Here is a 7,483-nt window from a genome sequence, read left to right as displayed (position 1 = left end):
GTATCTTGGCGAAATCTGGTATATCTGTTATATTTGGTCATAGAGAGAGGATAAATTCTTTAACATCTTTTATTTTCTCTCTATTTTGCTTGATTCTTCCTCTTTTTTCTTTTTAGGTTTCTCATTTAGTCTAAACTACAGTCATATTCTCGGAGGGCATTTTCATTGGTAATGGCTAAATCTGCCAACCCCTGTTTAACTTGAATAGCGGCAACACTGGTAGAATTCACCATTCACCATTCACCATTCACCATTCACCATTCACCATTCACCAATGTGATTTTAATCTTATTTTGATTCAGGTCGCCCGGTAATAAATAAGGAAGTAAAGGAAGAGGAGCGGGATGAGTGACCAGGGTACAATTTTCTAAAACGATTTCTTCATTTTTTCGCTTGGCTAATCCGTAAACGGGTGTGGGATAGGTGAAGATAAAACCTAGTTTAAACCTCGGTTCCATCTAGAAATCATTAATTCTTTCCTAGGCATGGGGGACTAACGCCAAATCTATCTGATTTTGGAGTAAAGATTCCTTTAAATATGTAAAGCTATCAAATAAATGACTATTAACCGAAATCTGTTGTAATTTCCCTTGATAAATTAGATAATTTAAGGTTTGTTCACTACTGGTTTCTTTTGGACCCAAAGTGCCAACGCTTAAGGTTTTGACATCAAGCTGGGGATAACACAATTCCATTGAAAACTTTAACATGGTTTTAAGGCTCCTGAATTTTTAAGGGCGGATAAATTAGGATTTCCGGTGCAAAATAAAACAATTTCAAGTTCAGCAATTAAAAATTTTACCAACTCATCAACGGCGGCTTCTGATTCAATCGCTGCTACGAGAAACGGTCGAGCTAACCCTCCTAAATCGGCTCCTAAAGCGATGGATTTGGCAATATCTAAGCCATTTTTTAAGCCACCAGAAGCAATTAAAGGAATGGTTGAATTCACGGACCGAATGGCGGTAATACATTCAGCCGTGGGTAAACCCCAATCGGCAAAAACTTGTCCGAGGTGCCTTTGTCTGTTGTCTTTGGCTCTTTGACTTTCGACTTTGGCCCAGGACGTGCCTCCGGCTCCCGCCACATCAATCGCGGCAACTCCGGCTTCAATTAATTTTTTGGCCATCGGCGCAGAGATGCCATTTCCGACTTCCTTGGCGATGACGGGAACGGGCAATTGAGCGCAAATTTGCTCGATTTTAGCGAGTAACCCTTTAAAATTAGAATCGCCTCCCGATTGCACCCATTCTTGTAAAGGATTGAGATGGAGAATTAAGGCATCAGCTTCTAATAATTCCACCAGTTTTAAACATTCTTCTAAACCGCAGCCGTAATTTAACTGTACAGCCCCTAAATTTGCTAACAGGAGAATATCTGGCGCCAGAGAACGGACTGCAAAGGTCGGTGCTAATTCTGGTTGTTCGAGTGCAATGCGTTGAGAACCGACTCCCATTGCTAAACCATAGCGTTGAGCGACCGTTGCCAATCGGGTGTTGACTAAATGGGCTAATTCCGTTCCTCCAGTCATGGAAGATATTAGAATTGGAGCTTTTAGAGATTTCCCCAAAAAGTTTGTCCCCAGTTCAATATCGCTACGGTCAAGTTCAGGAAGACAACAATGGGTAAAACGATATTTTTCTAAACCGCTTGTAAGTTGTTGAAATTCTACATCTTCTTCGATACAAACTCGCAGATGTTCGCTTTTACGATTTTCAATTTCACTGGGAAGATTAGGCGATGACATAGTTGTTATCAAGCAGGAGGGTTAAACATTAAATTGAGTTTAAAAATCGAGTTCTGAAAGCAGTTCATCTAATTCTGCCTGATTAAGATCCGCATCGGGAAAATCCGATGGCGTATAACCTCCTTCTGCTGATAAACAATGGTTAATCAGGCTTTCTAAAGAATCTCGATAAGCAGCAACTAAATTTTTGATCGTTGTTTGATGATGAAAATTTTCACTATATTGCCATTCCATGTCAAGTTGCCCATCAACCACAATTCCATGAATCGCAATTAAATGGGAACGTTGTCCCAAAGGACTATGAATGGAACCACTGGATTCTTGAGATAATTTCCAGCCCATATCACCGATTTGATGACTTGTAAATTGACCTAAATAATTAAAGCTAACTTGAGCTTTTGGATAATTTTTTACCTGGGATTGAATCGTTAAATCTGAGTTGAGATAATATCCAATTCCATAATCAAATCCTCGATTCGGAATTTGTCGTAATTGCTCTTTAATGGACTTGAGACATTCCCCCGGATGGTCGAGATTTTCTAAGGTCAAAAAGACGGGAAAAATACTGGTAAACCAGCCCACAGTTCGAGATAAATTCACGGATTCAATTACATTCTCTCTTCCATGACCTTCCATGTCAAGCAAAAGCTTATAACTTCCTGTCCAATGGCTAAAAGCTTGGACTAAAGCGGTTAATAAAATATCATTAATTTGGGTGTTATAAGCTTGCGGAACCTCCTGTAATAGTAAGCGGGTTTGTTCTTCGGTTAAGGTGAAACAAACCGTTTTTGCATGGGCAACAATGTTAGATTGGGCATCCCCCTGAGCATCTACAGGAAGAGGAGAAACGGATGAAAAATCACGGTTTAGCCAATACTTGAATTGAGCGTGAAATTCTGGTGTTTTAGCATAGTTTTGCAGTTCCTCAGCCCAAGTTTTAAAAGAACTGGTTTTAGGAGGAAGTTGCAGAGGCTTTTGGGTTTCTAATTGCTGGTAAATAGTGACGAAATCTTCGAGTATAATCCGCCAAGAAATTCCATCTACTGCTAGATGATGAATCACAATTAACATTTTTCCACTCTCACCCAAGGCGAAGAAAACCACCGCCATTAAGGGTCCTTCCTCTAAATTCAGTACCCGTTGTTGAACCTCAGAAATTTCTGCCATCTGGGTCAATTGTTCATGGCAAGATAGATGGAATAAATCCACCTTTTCAAAAGCAAAATTATTGCAATCATCGCTGTGATTTTGTTGCCATTGTTCCCCTTGTTGCACAAACCGTAACCGCAGGGCATCATGGTGATAGAGTAATTTAGAAATAGTTTTTTTTAATAAATCCGGTTGTAGATTATTGGGAACCTCTAACAAGATAGATTGATTAAAGTGATGACGTTCGGGCAAGTTTTGTTCAAAAAACCATTTTTGAATCGGAGTTAACGGGACGCAACCGATGACTAAATCTTGTGTGGTTTGATTAACCGAAACTCGCTCCGCTACGGTGGCTAATTGAGCGATTGTCTGATAGCAAAATAGTTGTTTAAGAGTAATTTGTAATCCCGCTTGATTCGCTTGAGCAATGATTTGAATGGCTAGGATAGAATCTCCTCCCAATTCAAAAAAGTTATCGTTAATACTAATAGTTTTAAGTCCTAAAACCCTTTGCCAAATTTCAGAGAGAATGCGTTCTGTTTCTGTACCTGGACTGAAATTGATGGCAGCTTCATCCTCTAATTCTAGTGCAGGTTGTGGGAGAGCGCGACGATCATTTTTACCATTAGCGGTTAGGGGAAAAGCGTCTAACAAAACGAAGAAAGCAGGAACCATATATTGAGGTAACTTTTCTTGCAAAAATAGACGCAATTGAGAAACAGTTAAGTTTTGAGAGGCAATCACATAAGCACATAAACGCTTAACACCGGGTTGATCTTCTCTGGCAATAATAATCGCTTCTTTAACTTGGGTATGTTGATTGAGAACGGTTTCAATTTCCCCTAATTCAATTCTAAAACCTCTAATCTTAACTTGATGATCAATACGTCCAATAAATTCAATTTGTCCGTCGTTTCCATAACGAACTAAATCACCGGTTTTGTAAAGGCGATCACTGAGTTTTTGACTAAAAGGATTAGCAATAAATTTAGAATCGGTTAACTCTGGGCGGTTGAGATAGCCTTTAGCTAATCCTGAACCACCAATGTATAATTCTCCTGGAATTCCAATCGGTACAGGTTGTTGATATTGATCTAAAATATAGACCTGAGTATTGCTAATCGGACGACCAATAGGTGGTGCTTTTTCGGTTAATAAATCTGGTCTTATTTTAACCGATGTTGTAACAACAGTATTTTCAGTTGGCCCATAATTGTTAACTAATGTAAAGGGAATGGAGGTCGGGGGAAAATCATTGAGTTTATCTCCTCTGGTTAACATTAATCTTAATGGACAATTGGTAGACCAATCTAGGGGAATTAGGGTTTCTGCAAGAGGAGTGGGTAAGAAAGAAACGGTAATTTTTTGGGCAATTAACCACTCTTGCAGTTGTTGCGGTGATGTTAGCAAATCTGGGGGAACAATCGCCAAACACGCCCCAGCTGTTAAATAAGTCCAAATTTCCCAAACTGAAGCATCAAAGGCAATTCCAGCTAATTGAGTGACTCGATCAATTGTTGTAATATTAAAAGCGTTTTGATGCCAAGAAACTAGGTTTAATAAACTTTGATGTTGAATTAAAACTCCCTTTGGTTTTCCGGTAGAACCAGAGGTATAAATGACATAAGCTAAATTCTCAGATGTCATCGGATGGAGGGGATTATCTTGCGGATGATGATCAAGAATTTTCCCATCCTGATCTAAACAAAATATTGTTCCTAAATAGTTGGGTAAAGTGTGAACTAAGTTTTCCTGAGTTAATAACACCGATACGGCAGAATCTTCTAACATATAAGCTAGACGTTCTGATGGATAGTTCGGATCTAAAGGAACATAAGCTGCCCCCGCTTTAAGAATGCCTAAAAGTCCGATGATCATCAAAGCAGAACGCTCGATACAGATTCCTACTAAGTCCTCAGTTTTAACGCCTAAGTTTTGCAAATAATAAGCGAGTTGATTGGCTTTTTGATTTAACTGTTCATAGGTCAAAGATTTTTCTCCATCGATGAGCGCTATAGCATGAGGGGTTTTAACAACCTGTTCTTCAAATAACTGATGAATACAGTAATGATCAGGATAAGACGTTTGAGTTTGATTCCATTCTACTAATAATTGCTGTTTTTCCGATTCAGTCAGTAACGGTAATTCCCCGACGGTTTGCTGAGGATTGGCTACAATCCCCTTTAATAAAGTTTGTAAATGACCTACCATGCGGGTAATTCTTTCAGGGGTAAATAGGTCGCTATCATATTCCCAAAAACCTTCTAAATAAGCTCCTTTTTCGGTTTCGATTTCTTCTAAAATTAAGCTGAGATCAAATTTAATTCTCTGGTTTTCGCCAGCTAGATATTGAGCCTTTAAATCAGGTAATTCTAAAGCATTGAGGGGGGCATTTTGCATCGCAAACATGACCTGAAATAAGTGATTATAACTTAAACTTCGTTCGATTTCTAACCCATCAACCACTTGCTCAAAGGGGACATCTTGATTAGCATACGCTTCTAAAACAACATTGCGAGCTTGCTGTAATAATCCTGAAAAAGTCGGATTTCCTTCTAGGGAATTCCGCAGCACTAAAGTATTGACAAAAAAACCAATCAAAGGTTCAATTTCTTGTCGGTTTCGGTTGGCGGTGGGTGTCCCGATTAAAATATCATCTTGACCACTATAACGGAAGAGTAAAGTGTTTAAAGCAGCCAGTAAGGTCATAAATAAAGTCGCCCCCGACTTTTGGCTCAAAAGTTTCAGTTTTTCGGTGAGTTCTGAGTTAATTTGAAACGAGATACTATGACCTCGAAAATTGGGATTAGCCGGACGGTGTTTATCGGTTGGAAGTTCTAATAAAGGAGGAGCGCCCGTTAATTGTTTTTTCCAATAATTTAACTGATTTTCTAAGATTTCACCTTGTAACCATTGTCTTTGCCATACCGCAAAATCCGCATATTGTATGGCTAATTCGGGTAAATCTACGGTTGAATTGGATAAAAATGCTTGATAAAATTTAGATAATTCTTTAAATAAAATCCCTTTTGACCAACCATCGATAATAATATGATGGAAGACGTTGACTAAAATATAATTTTCATATCCCAGATCAAACAGAGTACATCGTAATAGGGGAGCTTGAGTTAAATCAAAGGGTTTTTGTAGTTCTTTAATAATCTGTTTGTCAATTTGCTCTTGGGGGAGATCTTTTAAATTAACAACTAATAATTTAATCTTCAGAGATGGAGCAATTTTTTGAATAGGTTTTCCTTCAACCATTGGAAAGGTTGTCCGTAAGCTCTCATGGCGTTGAATAATAGCATTAATCGTTTGCTCTAAAATATCAATGTTTAAACGTCCCGTTAAACGGAGGGCTAGGGCTTCATTATAAGCTGGATTTTGCCGATCCATCTGATAGAGAAACCACATTCTCTGTTGAGCAAAAGATAGAGGTAACTCTTCAGTTCTGGCAACGGTATTAATGACCGATTCAAGGGGTTTAGACGTTGTTGTTGCGCTTCTTAAAAAAGTGAGAATTTCTGGTTTTCTTGTGCCGATTTCTTGCTTAATTTCCGGTGTCATCGCTCCCTGGGGAGCTTGATATTTTAACTTATCTTCCTCAAGCCAAAGCTTGATGTCTAAACTATTTAAGTAAGATAAAAATTCTGCGACTTTCATTAATAGTATCCTTTTCCCTAATTAATGTTCTGGTATTTTTGGAATGGGGGGTGATGTTTGGCTGGGTTCAGTAGCTCTAACTTGAGCTACTGTTAGAGATATAATCAACGGTTCTCATAAATTTAAATACCCTCAAAGACTAAACACTATTGCACAAATAAAGGTTATCAATGGCGGGGAGTCAGTGGTTATTGTTAAAGTCAGTTGCTATGGTAGCAACCGCTTATATACTCCACAAAAAGACTGTTTTAAACCCAAACTATTTATATCATATTCTGGATGATAAATTTTAGTGATGGCTACAATTTTTTACATTTTTTCCCAAAAGGGTTCTGAAAAGCTTAAATTTTAGTTAACCTATTTTCATAATTCTCCTTCTTCATAATTTTCTGAGGCTGTTGTCATAACTTTACCACTTTTGGATAGACTGTGACTATTTTTGGCTACATTAAGCACCTCAATCGTTTGAGTTAAACTGGCAACGGTGGGGTATTCTAATAAACTGTGCAACGACAATTCTACCGAGAAAACATCCCGTAAGCGAGAGATGACTTGACTCGCCAGCAAAGAATGTCCTCCTAGTTCAAAGAAATTGTCATGAATTCCAATTTGAGATAGATTTAACACCTTTTGCCAAATGTTAGCAACTTGACGTTCAGCTTCCGTTCTGGGTGCTATCAATTCGTTATTTTCTTTGCCTTGGAGTTCCTTGAGTAATTGCCGCTTATCAATGTCTCCATTATCCTTAATAGGGAGAGATTGTCGCAGCACCAGGGGACATTGATAGGACGTTCCAAATCGATCTTTTAGACTAACATGATTAGTGGGACTTAAACGCTCAACAAGAGTATAATAGAGTATAATCGTTATAGAGTAAGCACTTGACGTTGAGAAATCGGCGATGAAAGAGACAACCCCAGCCGC

At 38.5% G+C, this 7,483-nt stretch carries 5 protein-coding genes; all 5 read right to left on the bottom strand.

Annotated elements, in window-relative coordinates; all coding sequences use genetic code 11:
* Positions 1 to 254 precede the first annotated feature (254 nt).
* Positions 255 to 458: a hypothetical protein gene (locus IM477_RS16790; RefSeq protein ID WP_287732707.1), complete on the bottom strand. Its 204-nt coding sequence runs from the start codon at positions 456 to 458 to the stop codon at positions 255 to 257.
* Between the two features lie 21 nt (positions 459 to 479).
* Positions 480 to 710 carry a type 2 periplasmic-binding domain-containing protein gene (locus tag IM477_RS16785; protein WP_287732706.1) on the bottom strand — a complete coding sequence of 77 codons (231 nt, stop codon included), beginning with the start codon at positions 708 to 710 and terminating at the stop codon, positions 480 to 482.
* A complete protein-coding gene (fni, locus tag IM477_RS16780) occupies positions 704 to 1,747 on the bottom strand; it encodes a type 2 isopentenyl-diphosphate Delta-isomerase (RefSeq protein ID WP_287732705.1) in 1,044 nt (347 codons plus the stop codon). Before fni ends, IM477_RS16785 begins: the two co-directional genes overlap by 7 nt.
* Positions 1,748 to 1,786: 39 nt before the next feature.
* Positions 1,787 to 6,559: a non-ribosomal peptide synthetase gene (locus IM477_RS16775; protein ID WP_287732704.1), complete on the bottom strand. Its 4,773-nt coding sequence runs from the start codon at positions 6,557 to 6,559 to the stop codon at positions 1,787 to 1,789.
* Positions 6,560 to 6,922: 363 nt separating this feature from the next.
* The coding region (locus IM477_RS16770; protein WP_287732702.1) for a phosphopantetheine-binding protein at positions 6,923 to 7,483 on the bottom strand (561 nt) is incomplete at its 5' end.

The sequence above is a fragment of the Microcystis sp. M090S1 genome (genome assembly GCF_020246295.1).
GTDB lineage: Bacteria > Cyanobacteriota > Cyanobacteriia > Cyanobacteriales > Microcystaceae > Microcystis > Microcystis aeruginosa.
This window is presented reverse-complemented; position numbering and strand designations above follow the sequence as displayed.